This window comes from Chitinophaga caeni (assembly GCF_002557795.1).
In the GTDB taxonomy this organism is placed as follows: domain Bacteria; phylum Bacteroidota; class Bacteroidia; order Chitinophagales; family Chitinophagaceae; genus Chitinophaga; species Chitinophaga caeni.
On record NZ_CP023777.1, the window covers coordinates 2,016,188 to 2,034,799 of the forward strand.

Here is an 18,612-nt window from a genome sequence, read left to right on the forward strand (position 1 = left end):
GTACAGTTAAATGGAACAACGTAAAATGGGAAGGTCCGCCCTTGTAGTGATCGCCTTGATGGTAGGATTATCATGGACCCCGGTGCAGTTGTTCGCGCAATCCGGCGCGAAAGCGAAACCGTTGCCACAGCTTCAACAAGATTTTATTGACCTGGCATTCGGTATGTTCATCCATTACAATATCCCGACATACATGGAAGATGATTGGGCCGATCCCGATGCATCTCCTGCCATCTTTAATCCCAAGCATCTCGATACCGATCAATGGGCTGATGCGGCAGTATCAGCACATATGAGCTACGGTTGCCTGACAACCAAGCACCACAGCGGTTTCGCGATATGGGACACTAAAACCACGGATTATAGCGTGATGCATAGTCCTTTGAAAAGGGATGTCGTTCGTGAATATGTAAACTCCTTCCGCAAAAAAGGCTTAAAGGTGATGTTGTATTTCTCTATCCTGGATACGCATCATAAAATAAGACCGGGCATGATTACGCCGGAAAAGATCCAGATGATTAAGGATCAATTGACGGAATTATTGTCCAATTACGGCGAGATTTACGCATTGATCATCGATGGTTGGGATGCGCCCTGGTCAAGGATTTCTTATGACGATGTCCCGTTCGAAGAACTATACCGCCTGATCAAATCCATCCAGCCGAATTGCTTGGTAATGGATTTAAATGCAGCTAAATATCCTTCCGAAGCATTGTTTTATACAGATATTAAATCTTATGAGCAAGGCGCCGGGCAGCATATCTCGAAAGAGCGTAATAAATTACCTGCATTGAGCTGCTTACCAATCCAGCAAAACTGGTTCTGGAAGCCAAGTTTCCCGGCAACACCGGTAAAAGATCCCGAACAATTAGTCAAAGAGAACTTGGTGCCTTTCAATAGCGCCTATTGCAACTTCATCCTCAACGTGGCGCCAAACCGTGATGGAAGGATCGATGACAATGCAATAGCAGCTTTGAAGAAAATCGGCGGGTTGTATAAAAGACCGGCCAGCTTGCCTAAGTTGCCAAAATTTGAAGCGCCGATTATTTCATCTAACCTCGCTAAAAACAAACCGGCAGATGCCAGTTGGAGCAATGACATGTGGATCATGGATTTTGGGACGGATGATGACTTCGGCACGAATTGGTTATCGCATCCAGGCGTTAAAAATCCTTGGTATGCAGTAGACCTGCAAAGGGAAAAGGGCTTTAACATGATCGTGATCACGGAGAGCCGCCCGAATGTGACCGACTATACTATCGAATATTTTCAGAATAATGCCTGGCATAAATTATTAGACGGTCATGAAACCGGCAGGATTAAAATCCACCGTTTCGACAGGGTGCATGCCCAGAAAGTGAGGCTGAAGTTTAACAAGTTTAAACAAGCGCCCGAATTAAGGGAACTAGGTGTTTACAATGAGCGTAGGTAAAACTACGCTCATTGAGCTAAAATTCTTTGCAAGCGGTATTGTTGGGGAGATAAGCCCATCAGTTTTTTAAACAGCCGGGAAAAGTAATAAGGATCATCATAGCCAACAGCCAGCGAAATATCCTTAATTTTTAGTTGAATGTTTAATAGCAACTGGCATGCCTTCTGGATTCTTAATTGGATTAAGTAATCGATAGGGGACATGCCGGTTGCTTTTTTGAATAGGGATGAAAAATGCGATGGGGATAAGTGGTACTTAGCCGCGAGATCATCAACCGTGATCCTTTCTTGCAAATTTTGCCTCATATGTAGGATGCTGTTGGTGATCGTATTTTGTTCTTCCGATTGCTGTTGGGCAATATGTTTTTGCGGGAATAGGAAAGTTGCTAAAAAGTAATGCAGGCAAAGGTTGGCATTCATCAAATTATCTTTGCTGTACCCCATTTCCAAGCTTTGGTACATGTTTTCCCAAGTCTTGATAGCCGGTTCGTTGAATGCAATATCTTGTGGACCATCCTTTATCGTGATACCCAGGCTCTTATTAAAATCTTCCATATCCGGCCCACTGAAATGCACCCAGTAAATGGTCCAAGGATCTTCCAAATCGGCGCCATAGCGCATGAATTGATCCGTTGCAGGTAAATGTATGAATTGATTGGCTGTAACCTCGTACTTTTTATTCCCTACCTGGTACCAACCCCTTCCGCGCAGGCAGTAAATAAGAATGTTATCTACGCAACCGTTTCTCCTTTCCCTGTAATGGAAAGCAGCTTTAGGAAAATACCCGATGTGGGTAATGTAAATCTTGTTTATAGCCGAGATGAAGTCGGTTAAATGGGAATAATCCCTGCCCGGTAGGCTGATAAGTTTTTGTCCTTCGAATCCATCTCTTCTTTTCATGCTGATCTTACTCATTGGAATAGGCATTTTGGTATGCATTACCGGCCTCCGATCTTGGAAAGCTTTCATCCATTCAATCAAGGAATATTGTACCTGTTTTACCGCTGAGTAGCATAATAATCCATCAAAGAAAAGATGGAATCCTTACATAAGAGAGCATGGAATGCTTGAATTCTTAGCGTTTGCTGTGAAGATTTTTTAAAGATACTCAAATTATGCTTGGGGAGATGGATAATTAGAGAAAAATGAGCTGACTTTGGGAAGTTTCTCTTTTTTGTTAAATTGTAACTATTAATTAGTTGCAATGAATTTCGTGTTTTGAGAGTAAGAGGGAACAGCTAATTGAAAGGTTATTATCTAAACCGGGAGATTTTACTTGGGATGGATTGGTTAAAGATCTTTCATCGTATGGTTATCATGAATTTAGACCCGGTAAAACCGGTGAATCCCGCAGGAAGTTTATCATCACGTCATTAATGTTCGTATCCCGATGGAACTGCATAAAAAAGCCGCAATTGCAGCTATTCAAAGAAATATTACTTTGAATGAATTCATAAAATAGCTGTTACATTCACCTTAAAGCATGAAAAGGAAATGCAAAATGAGCTGATGGAATTAGATTGTTAATCCTTACGCTTTGTCATTATGCAATGATTTCTCAATCGGATACCAATCACGCCACTTCCACTTATCAATAATTTTTAAAAAGTTGAAGGCAATTCGATTATATTGCCTTTCTATGCGCAGCTATTTATTCAAAACTATTCTCCTAATACTTATTGGGACTAGGATTGCCGTAGGGCAATCTTTCCCGGAGCATTTTGATATGAAGCCCGATTCAATCCGCGGGTATATTTGTTACAGGACAAATCAAGTCATAAATATTGATGGAAAGGGAACGGAAGCAATATGGGAAAAGGCGCCATGGACGGACTCTTACATAGATATTGAAGGCAGTAAGCGCCCCAAGCCCAAGTATACCACCAGGACGAAAATGCTGTGGGATGAACAATATCTTTACATCTTTGCAGAACTGGAAGAACCGCATATTTGGGCCAACCTCAGGAAGCATGATACGATTATATTTCATGACAACGATTTTGAAGTTTTTATTGATCCAACAGGTGATACGCATAACTATTTTGAAATAGAGATCAATGCTTTTAATACCGTGATGGATTTGTATATGTTTAAACCCTACAGGGTGGGCGGCACCGCCATGCTAAATTGGGATTGTAAAGGTTTGAAAACTGCCGTTCATGTAAATGGCACGATCAATAATCCTGCTGACCAGGATCATTCCTGGACGGTAGAAATGGCCATCCCGTTTTCTGCATTAGCGTTTTACCATAGGAGATCCGTTCCGGGTGATGGAAATATTTGGCGTATCAACTTTTCCAGGGTTGAGTGGGATGTGGATATTAAGGATGGGTTTTATTATAAACAAAAGAAACCTGAAAATAACTGGGTTTGGTCACCGATAGGAATTGTAAACATGCATGCGCCTGAAAAATGGGGCTTCTTGCAATTCAGCAAGGACGTTGCAGGAACATCCGGGAAAGTATTCAATCAACCCAAATATGCCAAGGCAGAGGCATTGACATGGGAAGTGTATTATAGGTTATATCAATATCACCGTTTACACGGAACTTATACGAATAGCTTGAAAGACCTGGAGTTTGAACCTAAAGATGCGCGGGTAATCATAGATTGTACAAACAACCTTTTTGATGTCAACCTGTTAATGGATGGCGTTAATTGTAATATCAACCAAGACGGAAAATTAATCACGCACCATGAATAAACGTAATTTTATCAAATCACTCGGCATTGGAAGCGTTGCTATGATGCAACCGGGAATCGCTACGCGATCATTTGCTCATGAAAAAAAGGCGGGGGAAGTTGCCCGGAAAGTGCAACACCGCGTTTGGATCAATCCGAATCACAAAGATGCGGCAGATGATGTAAGGAAGTTATACAAAACTTACAAAGAAGCCGGGATCGGTGTTATCTATTTTGAAGACGACAGCCCGATGCATTTCAAAATTGCTAAAGAGCTGGGTATCGAGGCGCACCGCTGGTTTTGGACGATGAACAGGAATGATAAAAATTTGATGGCGACCCAGCCCGGGTGTTACTCGCAAAGCAAAACCGGTGCTTCCTGTGCCACGAATCCACCATATGTAGATTATTACAGGTTTTTATGCCCGAATCAGCCCGGTACATTGAAGTATCTGAAAGAGCAGGTCAAGGAGATCGTTTCCAAGGATTACGTGGATGGTTTACACCTGGATTATATCCGTTTCGTAGATGTAATATTACCGGTCAACTTATGGAAAAAATACGGCATCGATCAATCGAGGGAGTTGCCTCAATACGATTTCTGCTATTGCCAAACTTGCCGCGATAAATATAAATCCATTTATGGAGTTGACCCGATGGATATGGAGCATCCGGATCAAAGTCCTTCCTGGCGTAAGTTTAGGTATGATAGTATCACCAATATTGTCAGTAATTTATCCAGGTTGGCCCATCAACATAAGAAGCCGATCACCGCGGCGGTATTCCCTACACCAGAAATTGCCAAGCGCATCGTTAGGCAAGATTGGGTAAACTGGCCGATGGATGGTATTTGCCCGATGATTTATCACGGTTTTTACAACGAAGGTGTCCGTTGGATCGGTGATGCCGTTGCCGAAGGTGTAAATGCTTTAAGCGGTAAATTTCCGTTGTACGCAGGTTTATTTTTGCCGGATTTCAAGAACGTGGGCGAGATCAAGGAAGGGGTGAAGCTGGCTTTGGATAACGGTGCGGCGGGTGTGTCGATTTTCGGGCAGTTGACGCCGGAGGTGCTCGGGGTGTTGAGGGAGACGGTGTGATTTTTACTAGTATAGGAACTCGATATTTATGGCAATAGGCGGGAATTTAAGACTTTAATTTAAAATAGATGTGTAAGATTCTCTTGGATGTGATGGGTTCGTCTCGCCTATTGCTAATTCACTTTAAATAGTTCCATTTTTATAAGTAAGAAGGTTTTTGGTAGTTATTATCTTTAATTAAGAATGACTTGATTTATTTATCATATAATGGTTTCGTCAAAACCAATTATTTGAACACTAAAATTTAGTAAGAAAAATGCATGTGTTCAGCAAAACACTACAGGGTTTTTATCATGATGATCAATAATCAATTGTATAGTCTATTTGTGTTGAGATCCTAGGAGTGTCACTGCTATTGATTTTTTTTAATGCAAAAGGGCTATCGTTTTTACTTACAGATATTTGTGTGAATAACTTTAAATGCCCGTAATTATTCCCGATTTCGTTTACGTTTAAACTAGCTTTAAAGCCTCTTTTAACCGGTCCGATTATTGTCTCCCAAGCTGAGCGGGTATTGATGGTAAAAGTGAATGCTTGATTGTTCTCAGCATTTAATATTACACTTAGCTTACCCCCAGTATAAATAGTAGAGCTATTAACTTCGTACTTTACATAATATTCATCGGAATTTAAGCTGTCTCCCTGGCTTTCTTTTTTACAGGAAATATTTAATATTGCACACGTGATTATGCATAATAATAGTTTATTCATTTCTACTATGTTTACTTTTGTTGGCTTAGCTTTTTATTTATAGCTGATATTGAAAAGATATAGGTTATATCACGGATCAATCTTTCATTAGTACTAGGAATGTAAAGTTAATCTAATATACAAATTATAATTAATTTTATGTGAAATTATTGAGCAGGTATAAAGGGACACGCATGGATGGAGAAGAGAGAAAATTTCCCCATAAAAAAAAGAGCCAAGGAACACCTTGACTCACTCACTGGTTTGACATACGTTTTAGCTGCAATTGCTATAATGTTAAGATACAAAAATTCCTGTGATGTAGGAATGAAATATTACGACGGTTCACGGCTTTGCGTAGTGGCGGCATTTTAGTACTGCCGTTGATTAGAATTACTATCGTTTAATTTAGCACAAATGTTCAATAGAAATCCGTCACCCGCCATTACGCAAAACCGTTGTTGGCGGTTCGGCTTCTTATTCAAAGTGCTTTTTTAGTTCGTCCGATTGAAATAGCAATTCCATTTCGCACATTGCTTTCTTTGGATTTTCATTGTCAAAGTTTCCAAGAGCAATAGAATTCGCCAAACCTGTCTTTAGGTTCGGTTTTAGTTTCAAATAAATGTCGTCATTTTGTTTCGTGAAGAACTTTTGTGTTTTTTCGTAATTCTTCAAGTGTTTTTTTAGTTCTGTTTCCGCACCTGAACAGTTGCTGAAATATTTTGATGTTTTTTCAAAATGAAGTAAAAACCAAAATTCAAGACAAGGATTATTCACAATTACAACAACATTCTCATAATTTTTAGTAAAGTCTGTTCTGTATTCTTCAAATGATTTAAGTGGTGATTTTTTCCCTTTTGGTGCTTCATTTTCTTCTTTGATAACAGTATCAAGGTCTATTATCCAAAAAACTTTTGTAAATTCTTTGTTTGCTAAATCACAAACCAAATTATATTGTTCTTCTACACTTTTTTTGTTGGGAATTTCTGGTTTTATGCTTACACGAATTTCCCGATCGTTCCTTTTTAACATTTGCAAATACCAAACTTCTGTTTCACCGTCCACTACGACAGCAAAAACAGGGTTTGTTTTGGGTGCTTTTATTTTGGGTATTCTCATAGGTCTAAATCAATGAAAGTGTCGCCCAAATTAGGTGTAGCACTTAGTTTACCACTTTTATATGCGTTTAATATGTTTGTTGTGTTGCGAACAACAGAACTGTCAAAATCAGTCAAAGAATAGAGTTCAGTAGAACAACTTTCTTGTTTGTCTGTGAACCATATTGCATCATTTCTAAAAATGTCTTTGTTGTCTAAAATTTCTCTATTGTGTGTTGTAGCAATGATTTGAGAATTTTTAGAATTCAAAAGGAAAGAAAGTAGAAAGTGTAGATACAAATCAGGGTGCAAAGAAGATTCTAACTCATCAATCGGAAAAGCTGTCGAGTTTTTTATTAGCAACGCTAATAAACCTGCAAAGCCGTAATAACGTCTTGTGCCTTGCGATTCAAATTCTAGTGGTAAATTATATTTAGTGTCGCTAACCGTATGTTCAAATTCAATATTTATAGCGGTTAGTTTCCCTTTTTGCTCTAATTCCTTAATTTTTTCGTTTGGTGCTTTAACCTGCTTTTTTAGAAATTCAATAAAGTCATCAGGAATGTCTTTTTCTTCTTCTTGGATAACAACGTCAGAAATATTGAAGTCCGCTTTTTTTATGATAGTAACTACATCAGATTTAGATATTTCTCTATCACTAATTCTTGTTGTTACAAATTCCTCTAATTCTGTTCTTGTGTAAATTAGCGGATTTAGATAAGCACCGAACCAATCAACAACTTCTTGCAATTCTTTGAAGTCAATATTTGTTTTCAAGTATCCACCAAGAACAGTATTGTTCCAAAGAGTATTAGCTTCAAGTGTTTTTTCAAAAACTTTGTCAGTGGTAATTTTACTGCCAAAAGTTATTTCAGTAAATTGATTTTCTAAATTGGTTTTTCTTTTGAAAAGATTGGCTTTGTGAGGATTGTAAAAATACAATTCCTCTGACACAATAGCTTTTTTGAAAAACTCAACTTCGTAAAAGTATTTAATCTCATTTTGAAAAAACTCTATTGAAATAATTGAATTTTCTTTGGGTGTGTTTGGGTCGAATAGAAACGGATTAAAATCTAACTCGTTATTTTTTTTTCTTTCAGGATTGATTACAATATCTCGCAAAAAATCAAGAGCTTTCAATATTGTCGTTTTTCCTGATGCATTTGCACCATAAATTAAGGCAAGTTTCAAAATTCTTTGTTCGCCAAATTTTACGATATAAGTATCTTCAAGGTGTGTTGACCTATCTGCTTCAAATGAAAGAGTTTGTTTCTCTTTTATTGAGCCAAAATTCTGAACACTGAAATTGATAATCATTTTTTGTTTCTTTCTTGTAAATTGACTGCAAATTTAAGGATAAAAACAACACAAAAGTTGCTTTTGTTTCAAAAAAATGTAATTCATTTACAAAATAAAGAGGTTTAATCGGTGTTTTGCCTTGTTTTTATAAAAAAGGTGGGAAGTGGGGGACTCGAACCCCCGCTCTCTACACTGAATTCAGATTACGATTAAAATTGTTCTCAATGTCTTATATTATGGAATATGGTTTCCTTTCTTCCCGCGAGAGCTATCCCAACTACTACACTTGTTACTTTTGTAATCATAGTTTTAAAGTTTTGAATTATTACCATTGTCGCCAATGAGAAGAAAGTCAATACTCCAACTAAGGATATTGCAAATTCAACTGTCAAAGTAACCTTTAAACTCAGTTTCTTCTGTTTCTTTTTCGGAAACTATATTTTCAATGAACACAGTCATTTTAAGCTGACCGCCAACTCTCAAATATACGCAATAACCTTCTATATGCAAGGATGCCAAGTGTCTTTCTGTTAACCTCAATAAATAGTTGTTTTTAAGTGCCTTGCTTTGGTATTATCAGATTTTATCTATTGCGTATTTTGTATAACTTTCTTAGATTTGCTTTGGCAGATAATACAAAATACGCAGTATGGAGGTTGTTGATTTTTCTGGTTTTGATTTTCGGGAAGGTAGACACAAAGGTGCCGCAGTTATTTGGATGGATTTCAAATATGACCGGGCAAAGATTGATTTGGTCAAATCGCTGAAAGGCAGGTGGAGCAGGTCTGAAAAGTGCTGGTATGTGCCGGACAAAACCCATTTCCGCACACTGCTCGGGATGGAAATCCCACCGGTTGGCAAAGGGGGATTGTCCAAATTGTCACTCGTGAATGCTCGGGAGTTGCAACGCATGAAAGAGGTATTGCAGATGAAAGCCTACAGCCCGTCGACCACAAAGACATACATGGTAGAATTTGCACAACTACTGTATATTTTGAAAGATGTGCCCGTTGATTCGCTCGGCTACGACCGTCTCCGTGCTTACATCCTTTATTGCATCAATACATTGAAGATTTCGGAAAGCCAGCTGCACAGCAGGCTCAACGCCATCAAATTCTATTTTGAACAGGTGCTCCATAAACCGGATTTCTTTGCCGAAATTCCACGGCCGAAGAAGCCATCCACTTTGCCAAAAATGCTGAGCCAAAAGGAAGTAAAACGGATATTCAACACGGTACAAAACCTGAAGCATTTGCTGATGCTGCAACTGTGCTACGGAATGGGATTGCGAGTAAGTGAGGTTGTCAATCTGAAAGTGAGTGACATCGACAGTGGACGGATGCAGGTACTCATCGAAGCGGACAAAGGAAAGAAAGACCGGTATGTACCGCTACCGTCCGCAGTGCTTGATTTGCTGCGGGAATATTATAAAGCGTACCATCCTAAAACTTGCCTTTTTGAAGGTCAGTACGGTGGGCGGTATTCCGTCCGCAGTGTCCAGGCGGTGTTCAAGAATGCGATGAAAGCCGCAAAGGTAAACAAGCCGATAGGGATACACGGTTTGCGGCATAGCTACGCCACGCATTTACTGGAATACGGCACGGACATGTCATTCATACAGCAGCTACTTGGTCACAATGACATCAAGACCACGATGCTTTATGCAAAAGTCGGCAACGCGCAACTGAATGCAATCAAAAGTCCGTTGGACAGGATGTTGTAGCTACAGATTTAAGGATTATCGCAATGGGATTAAATTACTTCAAAAGTAGAATGCGCTTCGATTTTTCCCCGCATCCGTTTGATGTGGGCAATATACTTGGTTTGAAAAGAGGGTATGGCAACAACCATTTCCTTGATCCGATAATTGCCCTTTAGAATCTTTATAAACGTAAAGATGCTGCGCCGCTCAAATCAACCATCTACCCATAAAAAAAGAGCCAAGGAACACCTTGACTCTCTATTTTGTACCGCGTACGGGAATCGAACCCGTGATTCCTCCGTGAAAGAGAGGCGTCTTAACCCCTTGACCAACGCGGCGTCGATCAATTCGTTTGATATTTTTCGAACGTAGAGCCGGGGCATGCCTTGGCTCTACGTTCCCCATTCTGTACCGCGTACGGGAATCGAACCCGTGATTCCTCCGTGAAAGAGAGGCGTCTTAACCCCTTGACCAACGCGGCGTCGATCAATTTATTTGAAATTTTTTCGAACGTAGAGCCAAGGTATGCCTTAACTCTACGTCTCCATTCTGTACCGCGTACGGGAATCGAACCCGTGATTCCTCCGTGAAAGAGAGGCGTCTTAACCCCTTGACCAACGCGGCGGTTTGATTATGGGATTGCAAAGGTAATACTCTATCCGATATTTCCAAAAAAAAATCTGTTTACAGAAATTTCTATTGATTTATCGCGGGTTTGCTTGTAAATTCGCTACTCAATTTTTTCAAATCAAATCACAGTGTAAAATGGGAACTTCTCTTAAAATTGGTATTAACGGTTTCGGCCGTATCGGTCGTTTGGTGTTTCGCCAAATCTATAACATGCCAGGTATCGACGTGGTAGCCATCAACGACTTGACTAGCCCTAAACAATTAGCGCACTTGCTGAAGTATGACTCAGCCCAAGGTCGATTTGAATCAGAAGTAAAGCATACTGATAAGTCTATCATCGTAAATGGTGAAGAAGTAAACATATATGCACAAAAAGATCCTTCGCAAATTCCTTGGAAAGAACATGGTATCGATGTCGTGATCGAATGTACCGGCTTCTTCGCTGACAAAGATAAAGCTATGGCGCACATTACCGCTGGTGCTAAAAGGGTCGTAATCTCCGCTCCTGCCACCGGTGACCTGAAAACGGTTGTTTTCAATGTAAACCACTCTATCCTCGATGGTAGCGAACAAGTAATCTCTTGCGCTTCTTGTACTACTAACTGCCTTGCGCCGATGGCTCAAGTGCTGGATGACAAATTCGGTATCGAAGTTGGTACTATGACTACTGTTCACGCTTATACTAACGACCAAAACACCCTGGATGCTCCACATCCTAAAGGTGACTTGCGCCGTGCCCGCGCTGCTGCTGCGAACATCGTTCCGAACAGCACCGGTGCCGCTAAAGCGATCGGCTTAGTATTACCTAGCTTGAAAGGTAAATTGGACGGTAATGCTCAAAGGGTGCCTACAATCACCGGTTCTTTAACCGAGTTGACTTGTATCCTGAAAGCTAAAGTTACTACCGAAGAAGTGAATGCTGCTATGAAAGCTGCTTCTAACGAGTCTTTCGGTTACAATGAAGATGACATCGTAAGCAGCGATATCATCGGTATCCGTTTCGGTTCCTTGTTCGATTCTACCCAAACAAAAGTGTTGACCGTAGGTGACAAACAATTGGTGAAAACTGTTAGCTGGTATGACAACGAAATGAGCTATGTATCTCAATTGGTACGTACAGTTCATTATTTCGCTGGCTTGATCCAGAAATAATATTTATTCTTGCGAGGTAAGGTGCCGTTTCCACCGGTACCTTACTCCTTCATACACCACCGCGCAAACACCTTTTCCTGGAGCTACGCCAACCTCTTTACCTGCGTAATCCTCCCGGAGGATGGCGATTCCGCGGTTTTTTGTATTCATGTTATAAACTGGTAAACGTTATTTTATGAGCCAATTCTCCAGCTACAACTTCAATGGCCAGAAAGCACTGGTTCGCGTTGACTTCAACGTACCTCTCAACGAGCAATTCGAGATTACCGACGATACCCGCATGCGTGCTGCTATTCCCACCATCCAAAAAATATTGAAAGATGGCGGCGCCGTTATCCTGATGTCTCATCTTGGCAGGCCGAAAGAAGGTCCTACCGATAAATACTCATTAAAACACCTCGTTAATCACCTGCAATCCTTGTTGGGCGGCGTTAACGTGAAATTTGCTACGGATTGTACCGGTGAGCCCGCAACTGCTGCTGCCTCCGATTTAAAACCAGGGGAAGTGCTACTGTTGGAAAACTTGCGTTTCCACAAGCAGGAAGAAAAAGGCGATCGCGATTTTGCACAACAATTATCCACATTGGGTGATGTGTATGTGAATGACGCCTTTGGTACTGCTCACCGTGCCCATGCTTCCACGGCTATCGTGGCAGAGTTTTTCCCTGCTGATAAAAGGATGTTCGGCCTTTTGATGGAAGCGGAAGTGAACAATGCCGAAAAGGTATTACACAATGCGGAAAAGCCTTTTACTGCTATCCTGGGTGGCGCCAAGGTAAGCGATAAGATACTTATCATAGAAAACCTGATGGAACGCGCCAATAACATCATTATCGGCGGTGGTATGGCATATACTTTCTTTAAAGCAATGGGGCACGAAATCGGGAGTTCCCTTTGCGAACCGGATAAGTTGGATTTGGCCACGGCTTTAATTGAGAAGGCAAAATCAAAAGGCGTCAACCTGTTATTACCGGTTGACTCTGTTGCTGCCGATAAGTTTGCTGCTGATGCGAATACGCAAGTGGTAGATAACACGAACATCCCGGCCGGTTGGATGGGTTTGGATATCGGTCCTAAGTCCGTTGCTGCTTTCAGTGATGTGATCGCTCATTCCAAAACGATCTTATGGAATGGCCCGATGGGAGTATTTGAAATGGAGGCTTTCCAAGCAGGGACCAAGGCTGTAGCAGAAGCTATCGTAGCTGCAACTGCCAAGGGAGCTTTCTCACTGGTTGGTGGTGGTGACTCCGTTGCCGCCGTTAATAAATTTGGCTTTGCGGAGAAGGTAAGTTACGTGTCAACCGGTGGTGGTGCAATGTTGGAATATTTCGAAGGGAAAACCTTGCCGGGCATCGCCGCTATTAAAGGTTAATGCATTTTAAGCAACGTATCACTTAAGGGTGATTCGGTATATGATTTCATTACGGTCGATCGCATCCTGGTCGACCGTTTTTTTTGAAGGCCCCGCGCTCTTTTTACTTTTCAAGCCAATAGTATTCGAACCAAATCGAATACCAATAAAAAAAACCATCCCGGGGGATGGCTTTTTTCCCAATTAAAAAGAAATTACTTCCTGCAATTATTTACTTAACGCCGCAAAATGTTGATGAAAGTACGGTATTGTTTCGATGCCTTTATAGTAGTTGGCCAAATCGAATTTTTCATTCGGTGAATGCAGGTTATCGCTATCCAGTCCGAAGCCGAGTAATACGGTCTTGAGACCTAAGATTTTCTCGAACAAGGCCACGATCGGGATACTACCGCCACCCCTTACCGGGATTGGGTCTTTGCCGAATGTGGATACGATGGCTTGGCTTGCTGCTTTGTAGGCAATATGATCCGTTGGTGTTACATACGGGCTACCACCATGGTGCGCGGTAACTTTTACTTGTACGGAGGCCGGTGCAATTTTCTCGAAATGTGTTTTGAACAAATCTGAAATTTTCACCCAGTCTTGGTTAGGCACCAAGCGCATAGAGATTTTTGCATGTGCTTTGGAAGGCAACACGGTTTTGGCTCCTTCGCCGGTGTATCCACCCCAGATACCGTTTACTTCGCAAGTAGGACGGATGCCTGTACGTTCGATGGTGGTATAACCTTTTTCTCCCCACAATTCTTTCACACCGAGGTCTTTTTTATATGCTTCCTCGTCAAAAGGGGCTTTGTTTAATGCTTCTCTTTCCGCTGCCGACAGGTCTATTACATCATCGTAAAAACCCGGGATGGTGATATGATTATTTTCATCATGTAATGAAGCAATCATCTTCGCCAGGATGGTAGCAGGATTCGCTACAGCGCCACCGTATACGCCGCTGTGCAAGTCGCGGTTGGGGCCAGTAACTTCTACTTCCATGTAAGATAAGCCACGTAAACCGGTGTCGATAGAAGGATTTTCAAGGCTGATCATCGAAGTATCAGAGATTAATACTACATCGGCTTCCAGGCGTTCTTTATTTTCTTCCAAGAATTTACCAAGATTGTTAGAGCCTACTTCTTCTTCACCTTCAATCATAAATTTTACATTGCAAGGCAAGGTATTGGTGGCAGACATGGTTTCGAATGCTTTCACATGCATATAGAATTGCCCCTTATCATCAGCGCTACCGCGTGCGAATATTTTCCCATCCTTGATTACAGGCTCAAACGGCCCGCTATGCCAAAGCTCTAACGGATCAGGAGGTTGCACGTCGTAGTGGCCATAAACCAATACAGTAGGTAGGGCCGGGTCAATCATCTTTTCGCCATAAACAATCGGGTGACCGGCGGTCGGGCATACTTCCACGTTATCTGCACCGGCTTTAATCAATTGTTCTTTAACGGCTTCCGCGCAGCGTTTGGTGTCGTTGTTGTAACGGGAGTCTGCGCTGATAGAAGGAATGCGTAAAAGTTCCAGCAATTCTTCCAAGAAGCGCTCCTTGTGTTGCGCTTGGTATTCTTTCCAAACTTGCATGTTGCTAATATTAATCGTTCACGAATGAGTGCAATTTAACGGAAATTAAAAAACTCATCGATGAATCGGGGCTAAATTTTGCAGAATATTGGCTTAGGAGATCAGTTTTTGGCGCAAAAGGAACTCTAATTTCTCATTTACGTCCAACAGCTTCTCCGTCAATTCCCGGTTTTCTTTGCGGAGCGCATATACTTCGTATGCTTTTTCAATATTGTGTTTCAGCTCATCTTCATTCCAAGGTTTGGAGAAATATTTATACACCTGTCCCTTGTTGATGGCATCGATCACCGCATTGATATCCGCGTAACCCGTTAAAAGTATCCTGATGGGTTCAGGATATTTTTCAAGTATGGATTCGAAAAACTCGATCCCCGTTAATTTAGGCATCCGTTGATCAGAAATGATGATATGAAACTCGTTTTCTTCGAGAAGTTTATAGGCTTCTTCGGCAGATTCTGCCGTTAAAACCGTGTAAATTCTCCTGAAAGAAGCTTTAAATGCATTCAAATTATGAACTTCATCATCAATATACAGGATGCGAATATGTTGAGCGCTCATGAAAAAAAGAGGTAGACTTACTTTAAGTTAATTAAAATTTTTGAGTCTAAAAAACAATGAATTACAATTCATTGTTATACTCATGGGCCAGGCAATGGTGAACTAAGTTGACAATGTGTGTTCGCTATTATACACCCAAATGTACGTAAACGTTAGCGTATTCGGTACGTATATTACGAGTAATATTGTACAATAAGTGCATCTTTTTTTATTCCCAGCACGTTATCGAATAGCAAGTTAATATTATAGTTATAGTTTATGTGTGTTATTTATGTTGATTTTTCTGTAATTTCAATGGATTGATTCTTTGAAACTAACAACATTTAAATTTAAATTAAACATATGAAAGGTGGAATTATTGCACTTGTTATACTAGTGCTGCTCGGTTTCTATAGCTGTAGCAAGTATAATAGCTTGGTAAAGTTGGATGAGAACGTGAAAAACAAATGGGGGTTGGTAGAAGCTCAATACCAAAGAAGGGCGGACTTGATCGATAACCTGGTGGCGACTGTAAAAGGTGCGGCTAACTTCGAACAGTCTACATTGACCCAGGTGGTCGAAGCTAGGGCAAACGCTACCAAGGTGCAAATCAATGCCGATGATTTGACGCCGGAAAAGATCGCGCAGTTCCAACAGGCGCAAGGTGCATTATCACAGTCATTAGGTCGCTTATTAGCCGTGGCGGAATCTTACCCTACCTTGCAATCGGTTCAGAACTTCCGTGACCTGCAAGCCCAGATCGAGGGCACTGAAAACAGGATTGCAACCGTGAGAAGCGATTTTAATAATTCTGTTCGTGATTATAACCGCGCTGTAAGGGTATTCCCTACCAATATCATAGCAGGTATGTTCGGCTTGAAGGAAAAAGGATACTTCGCTTCCGATCCGGGTGCTGAAAAAGCGCCTAAAGTTGACTTTGGTAATTAATAAATTATTCAATCATACATTGCGAGGAAGGGACTCTATTCTAAATAGCTTCCCTTCCTCGTGCTTTTTGATTCAAATCTTTTTATGCTATGGGAATGCTTCCATTCAAAAAGAAACCCATTTTTAACGAAGATCAGCAAGCGAAGATCGTCCAGGCCATACGCGTGGCCGAAAGGTTAACTTCCGGGGAGATAAGGGTTTACGTAGAAAATCATTGTAAATACGTTGATCCCATGGATCGTGCCCGGGAAATATTCGCTAACCTCAATATGCATGAAACCAAGAACCGTAATGGCGTGTTACTTTATCTAGCGATGTTGGATCACCAGTTTGCTATTTTCGGGGATCATGGTATACATGATAAGGTAGGCCAAACTTATTGGGAACATGAGGCTAACTTGTTGTTAAATTATTTGTCGCAAGGAAAAGAGATCGAAGGTATCGCTAGCTGTATTATGGAAATTGGCGAATCCTTGCGGGTGCATTTTCCCTACGATAATGATTCGGATGTTAACGAGCTTCCGGATGATATCATCTTCGGATGATTATTACATAATATTGTAAGGCCTAGCTTTTTACAATCGACTATTAATTAAGATGATGAAGATATTTAGAAGACTTAGCTTATGTCTGTTATTGCTTAGCTGGATAATCCCGGTATTAGCTCAAGATATTCCCGTACCACCGGCTCCCAACCCGCGGATGTTTATGAATGACTTCGCCGGTATGTTGACGAAAGCCCAGGATGATGACCTGGAAACAAAATTGGCTGCTTATGAAGACAGTACCTCGACCGAGATCGTAATTGTTACTTTGAAAACATTGAACGGTTATGATATCTCGCAAGTAGGGCTCGGGATTCTTAGGGGATGGGGCATCGGTAAAAAGGATAGGAATAATGGTCTTTTAATTCTAGTTGCTGAAGAAGAAAGGCGCATACGTATCGAGACAGGGATGGGTATGGAAGGTGCGATACCGGATGCGATCGCTAACAGGATTATCGATAACGTGATCCAACCTAATTTCCGGGAAGGGAAATATTACGAAGGACTCGACCAGGCGGTTGATTTAATCATCAAGGCTGCGGCCGGGGAATATCAAGGGATTCCCAAGAAGAAGAAAGGAAGTGGTAGCGGCGCCGAATTTTTAATTCTATTGGTAGTGATTATTATCGTCATCGCTTTATCTAACCGCAAAGGCGGTGGTGGCGGTGGTACCTTTAGCAGGAGAGGATGGATCGGCCCGGTAATAGGAGGTGGATTAGGCGGCTTCGGCGGCGGTGGTGGTTTCGGTGGTGGCGGCTTCGGTGGCGGCGGTGGCTTCGGCGGAGGATCAGGAATAGGTGGTGGCGCGAGCGGTAGCTGGTAAACACCCTGCCGGTAATATGTATTTAGGTCCATTGAAAAATGTATTGCCATGGGATACTTACATGTGTTAAATGGGGATGCTGCAATTCCATTATTCCGGGATTCCGGGATTGAAGGGGATATTATTGTTTGCAGGGAAATCATGTGCGAAGGGAAAGTTCCGCGGACTGACATAATAACGCAATTCTTTGAAGAAAGGGTGTTGCAAGTGGAAAAAGCTTACGGGATCGACGCGCAAACCTATAAAACGCGTGTCGTGGAAGAACTTGGAAAACTTAGCACTGCATCAGATTACGAGGAAGTGATACTTTGGTTCGACTGCGATCTCTTTTGCCAGGTGAACTTATTATTCATCATATTTTATTTATCTACATTACCCGGCAAGGCACGGAAAATTAGCTGTATACAAAGCGAGGCGGAAGCGCCTATCCCTAATTATAAAGGCTTCGGTGTTTTACACGCATCCATGCTGACACGTTTATTTGAACGCCGTATAACTTTACAACAAGCCGATTTTGATTTGGCACATAAAGCTTGGGAAGCCTACCGTGGCCCTGATCCCTTGGAGATAGAGAAACTGGTAAAAGCTAAATCCCCCGCTTTGCCATTGCTCGGTGAAGCCTTGGCGGCACATTTAAAACGGTTACCCGGTTTATCGAACGGGTTGAGTATAGTGGAACAGTTTTTCCTGCACCGGCTAATAAATGGGAAAGCCCGCTGGTATGACTTATACAGCGTTTTTTGGAACGAGATGCGGATTTACGGTTTCGGGGATTTTCAATTAGATATCTATACGCAGAGGATGATCTTTGCCGACCTGATTGAAAGGGATGACCAAATGTTGGAGATTAAAGCTTTGGGAAGGGAAATGCTTAGAAACGAAGAAAATTATTTGAATTATATCGACTTAGAAAATTGGTGGTTAGGGGGTATTCATTTGCAAGATTCTCCCTGGCGTTATGATGCGGTACACAAAAAAGTCGTCAATATTGCAAAGGCATAAAAAAAGCCGGGGATGCTTGCTATAACT

The 18,612-nt window shown here is 41.4% G+C and carries 18 protein-coding genes and 3 tRNA genes; 11 read left to right on the top strand and 10 right to left on the bottom strand.

The window, feature by feature from the left end:
- Positions 1 to 10 precede the first annotated feature (10 nt).
- Positions 11 to 1,432, top strand: coding sequence for an alpha-L-fucosidase (locus tag COR50_RS08450; RefSeq protein WP_232516316.1), 1,422 nt, complete (start codon positions 11 to 13; stop codon positions 1,430 to 1,432).
- A gap of 8 nt (positions 1,433 to 1,440) precedes the next feature.
- Here the strand turns inward: COR50_RS08450 and COR50_RS08455 are convergent, their stop codons facing one another.
- On the bottom strand, positions 1,441 to 2,346 hold the full coding sequence (locus tag COR50_RS08455) for an AraC family transcriptional regulator (RefSeq protein ID WP_098196148.1): 906 nt from the start codon (positions 2,344 to 2,346) through the stop codon (positions 1,441 to 1,443).
- A 430-nt stretch (positions 2,347 to 2,776) separates the two neighbouring features.
- On the opposite strand from COR50_RS08455, the gene COR50_RS22735 reads away from it, so the two are divergent.
- The 3 genes from COR50_RS22735 to COR50_RS08470 all read left to right on the top strand — a co-directional run bounded on the left by COR50_RS22735 (position 2,777) and on the right by COR50_RS08470 (position 5,210).
- Complete coding sequence (locus COR50_RS22735; RefSeq protein WP_394336711.1) at positions 2,777 to 2,893, top strand: toxin-antitoxin system HicB family antitoxin; 117 nt, start codon at positions 2,777 to 2,779, stop codon at positions 2,891 to 2,893.
- Positions 2,894 to 3,070: 177 nt separating this feature from the next.
- On the top strand, positions 3,071 to 4,135 hold the full coding sequence (locus COR50_RS08465) for a carbohydrate-binding family 9-like protein (protein WP_098193593.1): 1,065 nt from the start codon (positions 3,071 to 3,073) through the stop codon (positions 4,133 to 4,135).
- Positions 4,128 to 5,210 carry a family 10 glycosylhydrolase gene (locus COR50_RS08470; protein WP_098193594.1) on the top strand — a complete coding sequence of 361 codons (1,083 nt, stop codon included), beginning with the start codon at positions 4,128 to 4,130 and terminating at the stop codon, positions 5,208 to 5,210. The genes COR50_RS08465 and COR50_RS08470 overlap by 8 nt, the downstream gene beginning before the upstream one ends.
- Before the next feature lie 300 nt (positions 5,211 to 5,510).
- Here the strand turns inward: COR50_RS08470 and COR50_RS08475 are convergent, their stop codons facing one another.
- The 3 genes from COR50_RS08475 to COR50_RS08485 all read right to left on the bottom strand — a co-directional run bounded on the left by COR50_RS08475 (position 5,511) and on the right by COR50_RS08485 (position 8,314).
- Positions 5,511 to 5,921, bottom strand: a complete 411-nt coding sequence (locus COR50_RS08475) for a hypothetical protein (protein ID WP_098193595.1) — start codon at positions 5,919 to 5,921, stop codon at positions 5,511 to 5,513.
- Between the two features lie 456 nt (positions 5,922 to 6,377).
- A complete protein-coding gene (locus tag COR50_RS08480; RefSeq protein ID WP_098193596.1) occupies positions 6,378 to 7,019 on the bottom strand; it encodes an RloB family protein in 642 nt (213 codons plus the stop codon).
- Entirely contained in the window at positions 7,016 to 8,314 is a 1,299-nt protein-coding gene (locus COR50_RS08485) for an AAA family ATPase (RefSeq protein WP_098193597.1), read from the bottom strand. The genes COR50_RS08480 and COR50_RS08485 overlap by 4 nt, the downstream gene beginning before the upstream one ends.
- A gap of 631 nt (positions 8,315 to 8,945) precedes the next feature.
- Between COR50_RS08485 and COR50_RS08490 the strand changes: the two genes are divergently transcribed.
- On the top strand, positions 8,946 to 10,019 hold the full coding sequence (locus COR50_RS08490; RefSeq protein ID WP_098193598.1) for a tyrosine-type recombinase/integrase: 1,074 nt from the start codon (positions 8,946 to 8,948) through the stop codon (positions 10,017 to 10,019).
- 245 nt (positions 10,020 to 10,264) lie between these two features.
- Here the strand turns inward: COR50_RS08490 and COR50_RS08495 are convergent.
- The 3 genes from COR50_RS08495 to COR50_RS08505 all read right to left on the bottom strand — a co-directional run bounded on the left by COR50_RS08495 (position 10,265) and on the right by COR50_RS08505 (position 10,622).
- A tRNA-Glu gene (locus COR50_RS08495) sits at positions 10,265 to 10,336 on the bottom strand.
- A 71-nt stretch (positions 10,337 to 10,407) separates the two neighbouring features.
- Positions 10,408 to 10,479 (bottom strand) — tRNA-Glu (locus COR50_RS08500).
- 71 nt (positions 10,480 to 10,550) lie between these two features.
- Positions 10,551 to 10,622: transfer RNA gene (locus COR50_RS08505), tRNA-Glu, on the bottom strand.
- 141 nt (positions 10,623 to 10,763) lie between these two features.
- Between COR50_RS08505 and gap the strand changes: the two genes are divergently transcribed.
- Complete coding sequence (gene gap / locus COR50_RS08510; protein WP_098193599.1) at positions 10,764 to 11,780, top strand: type I glyceraldehyde-3-phosphate dehydrogenase; 1,017 nt, start codon at positions 10,764 to 10,766, stop codon at positions 11,778 to 11,780.
- 3 nt (positions 11,781 to 11,783) lie between these two features.
- On the opposite strand, the gene COR50_RS22280 is transcribed toward gap, so the two are convergent.
- Positions 11,784 to 11,930 (bottom strand): hypothetical protein, encoded by a 147-nt coding sequence (locus COR50_RS22280; RefSeq protein ID WP_157760695.1) that lies wholly within the window; start codon positions 11,928 to 11,930, stop codon positions 11,784 to 11,786.
- Positions 11,931 to 11,955: 25 nt separating this feature from the next.
- Between COR50_RS22280 and COR50_RS08515 the strand changes: the two genes are divergently transcribed.
- The gene (locus tag COR50_RS08515; protein ID WP_098193600.1) at positions 11,956 to 13,152 is read left to right on the top strand and encodes a phosphoglycerate kinase; all 1,197 of its coding nucleotides are present in this window, start codon (positions 11,956 to 11,958) and stop codon (positions 13,150 to 13,152) included.
- A 207-nt stretch (positions 13,153 to 13,359) separates the two neighbouring features.
- Here the strand turns inward: COR50_RS08515 and COR50_RS08520 are convergent, their stop codons facing one another.
- Entirely contained in the window at positions 13,360 to 14,730 is a 1,371-nt protein-coding gene (locus COR50_RS08520; RefSeq protein WP_098193601.1) for a dipeptidase, read from the bottom strand.
- A gap of 93 nt (positions 14,731 to 14,823) precedes the next feature.
- Positions 14,824 to 15,288, bottom strand: coding sequence for a response regulator (locus COR50_RS08525; protein ID WP_098193602.1), 465 nt, complete (start codon positions 15,286 to 15,288; stop codon positions 14,824 to 14,826).
- A gap of 342 nt (positions 15,289 to 15,630) precedes the next feature.
- Here COR50_RS08525 and COR50_RS08530 point away from each other — a divergent pair, with 342 nt between their 5' ends.
- From COR50_RS08530 to COR50_RS08545, 4 genes are all read left to right on the top strand, one after another.
- Positions 15,631 to 16,215 (top strand): LemA family protein, encoded by a 585-nt coding sequence (locus COR50_RS08530; RefSeq protein ID WP_098193603.1) that lies wholly within the window; start codon positions 15,631 to 15,633, stop codon positions 16,213 to 16,215.
- Positions 16,216 to 16,304: 89 nt separating this feature from the next.
- Complete coding sequence (locus tag COR50_RS08535; RefSeq protein ID WP_098193604.1) at positions 16,305 to 16,760, top strand: TPM domain-containing protein; 456 nt, start codon at positions 16,305 to 16,307, stop codon at positions 16,758 to 16,760.
- A gap of 52 nt (positions 16,761 to 16,812) precedes the next feature.
- Entirely contained in the window at positions 16,813 to 17,583 is a 771-nt protein-coding gene (locus tag COR50_RS08540; RefSeq protein ID WP_098193605.1) for a TPM domain-containing protein, read from the top strand.
- 48 nt (positions 17,584 to 17,631) lie between these two features.
- On the top strand, positions 17,632 to 18,585 hold the full coding sequence (locus COR50_RS08545) for a hypothetical protein (protein WP_098193606.1): 954 nt from the start codon (positions 17,632 to 17,634) through the stop codon (positions 18,583 to 18,585).
- The last annotated feature ends 27 nt before the right edge of the window (positions 18,586 to 18,612 follow it).

Excerpts from the sequence above, each read along its gene's own strand:
- COR50_RS08540 (WP_098193605.1), top strand. The coding sequence starts at position 16,813 with ATGATGAAGATATTTAGAAGACTTAGCTTATGTCTGTTATTGCTTAGC.
- COR50_RS08465 (WP_098193593.1), top strand. The coding sequence starts at position 3,071 with ATGCGCAGCTATTTATTCAAAACTATTCTCCTAATACTTATTGGGACT.
- COR50_RS08520 (WP_098193601.1), bottom strand. The coding sequence starts at position 14,730 with ATGCAAGTTTGGAAAGAATACCAAGCGCAACACAAGGAGCGCTTCTTG.
- COR50_RS08480 (WP_098193596.1), bottom strand. The coding sequence starts at position 7,019 with ATGAGAATACCCAAAATAAAAGCACCCAAAACAAACCCTGTTTTTGCT.
- gap (WP_098193599.1), top strand. The coding sequence starts at position 10,764 with ATGGGAACTTCTCTTAAAATTGGTATTAACGGTTTCGGCCGTATCGGT.
- COR50_RS22280 (WP_157760695.1), bottom strand. The coding sequence starts at position 11,930 with ATGAATACAAAAAACCGCGGAATCGCCATCCTCCGGGAGGATTACGCA.
- COR50_RS08485 (WP_098193597.1), bottom strand. The coding sequence starts at position 8,314 with ATGATTATCAATTTCAGTGTTCAGAATTTTGGCTCAATAAAAGAGAAA.
- COR50_RS08535 (WP_098193604.1), top strand. The coding sequence starts at position 16,305 with ATGGGAATGCTTCCATTCAAAAAGAAACCCATTTTTAACGAAGATCAG.
- COR50_RS08450 (WP_232516316.1), top strand. The coding sequence starts at position 11 with ATGGAACAACGTAAAATGGGAAGGTCCGCCCTTGTAGTGATCGCCTTG.
- COR50_RS08470 (WP_098193594.1), top strand. The coding sequence starts at position 4,128 with ATGAATAAACGTAATTTTATCAAATCACTCGGCATTGGAAGCGTTGCT.
- COR50_RS08530 (WP_098193603.1), top strand. The coding sequence starts at position 15,631 with ATGAAAGGTGGAATTATTGCACTTGTTATACTAGTGCTGCTCGGTTTC.
- COR50_RS08525 (WP_098193602.1), bottom strand. The coding sequence starts at position 15,288 with ATGAGCGCTCAACATATTCGCATCCTGTATATTGATGATGAAGTTCAT.
- COR50_RS08545 (WP_098193606.1), top strand. The coding sequence starts at position 17,632 with ATGGGATACTTACATGTGTTAAATGGGGATGCTGCAATTCCATTATTC.
- COR50_RS08455 (WP_098196148.1), bottom strand. The coding sequence starts at position 2,346 with ATGAGTAAGATCAGCATGAAAAGAAGAGATGGATTCGAAGGACAAAAA.
- COR50_RS08490 (WP_098193598.1), top strand. The coding sequence starts at position 8,946 with ATGGAGGTTGTTGATTTTTCTGGTTTTGATTTTCGGGAAGGTAGACAC.
- COR50_RS08515 (WP_098193600.1), top strand. The coding sequence starts at position 11,956 with ATGAGCCAATTCTCCAGCTACAACTTCAATGGCCAGAAAGCACTGGTT.
- COR50_RS08475 (WP_098193595.1), bottom strand. The coding sequence starts at position 5,921 with ATGAATAAACTATTATTATGCATAATCACGTGTGCAATATTAAATATT.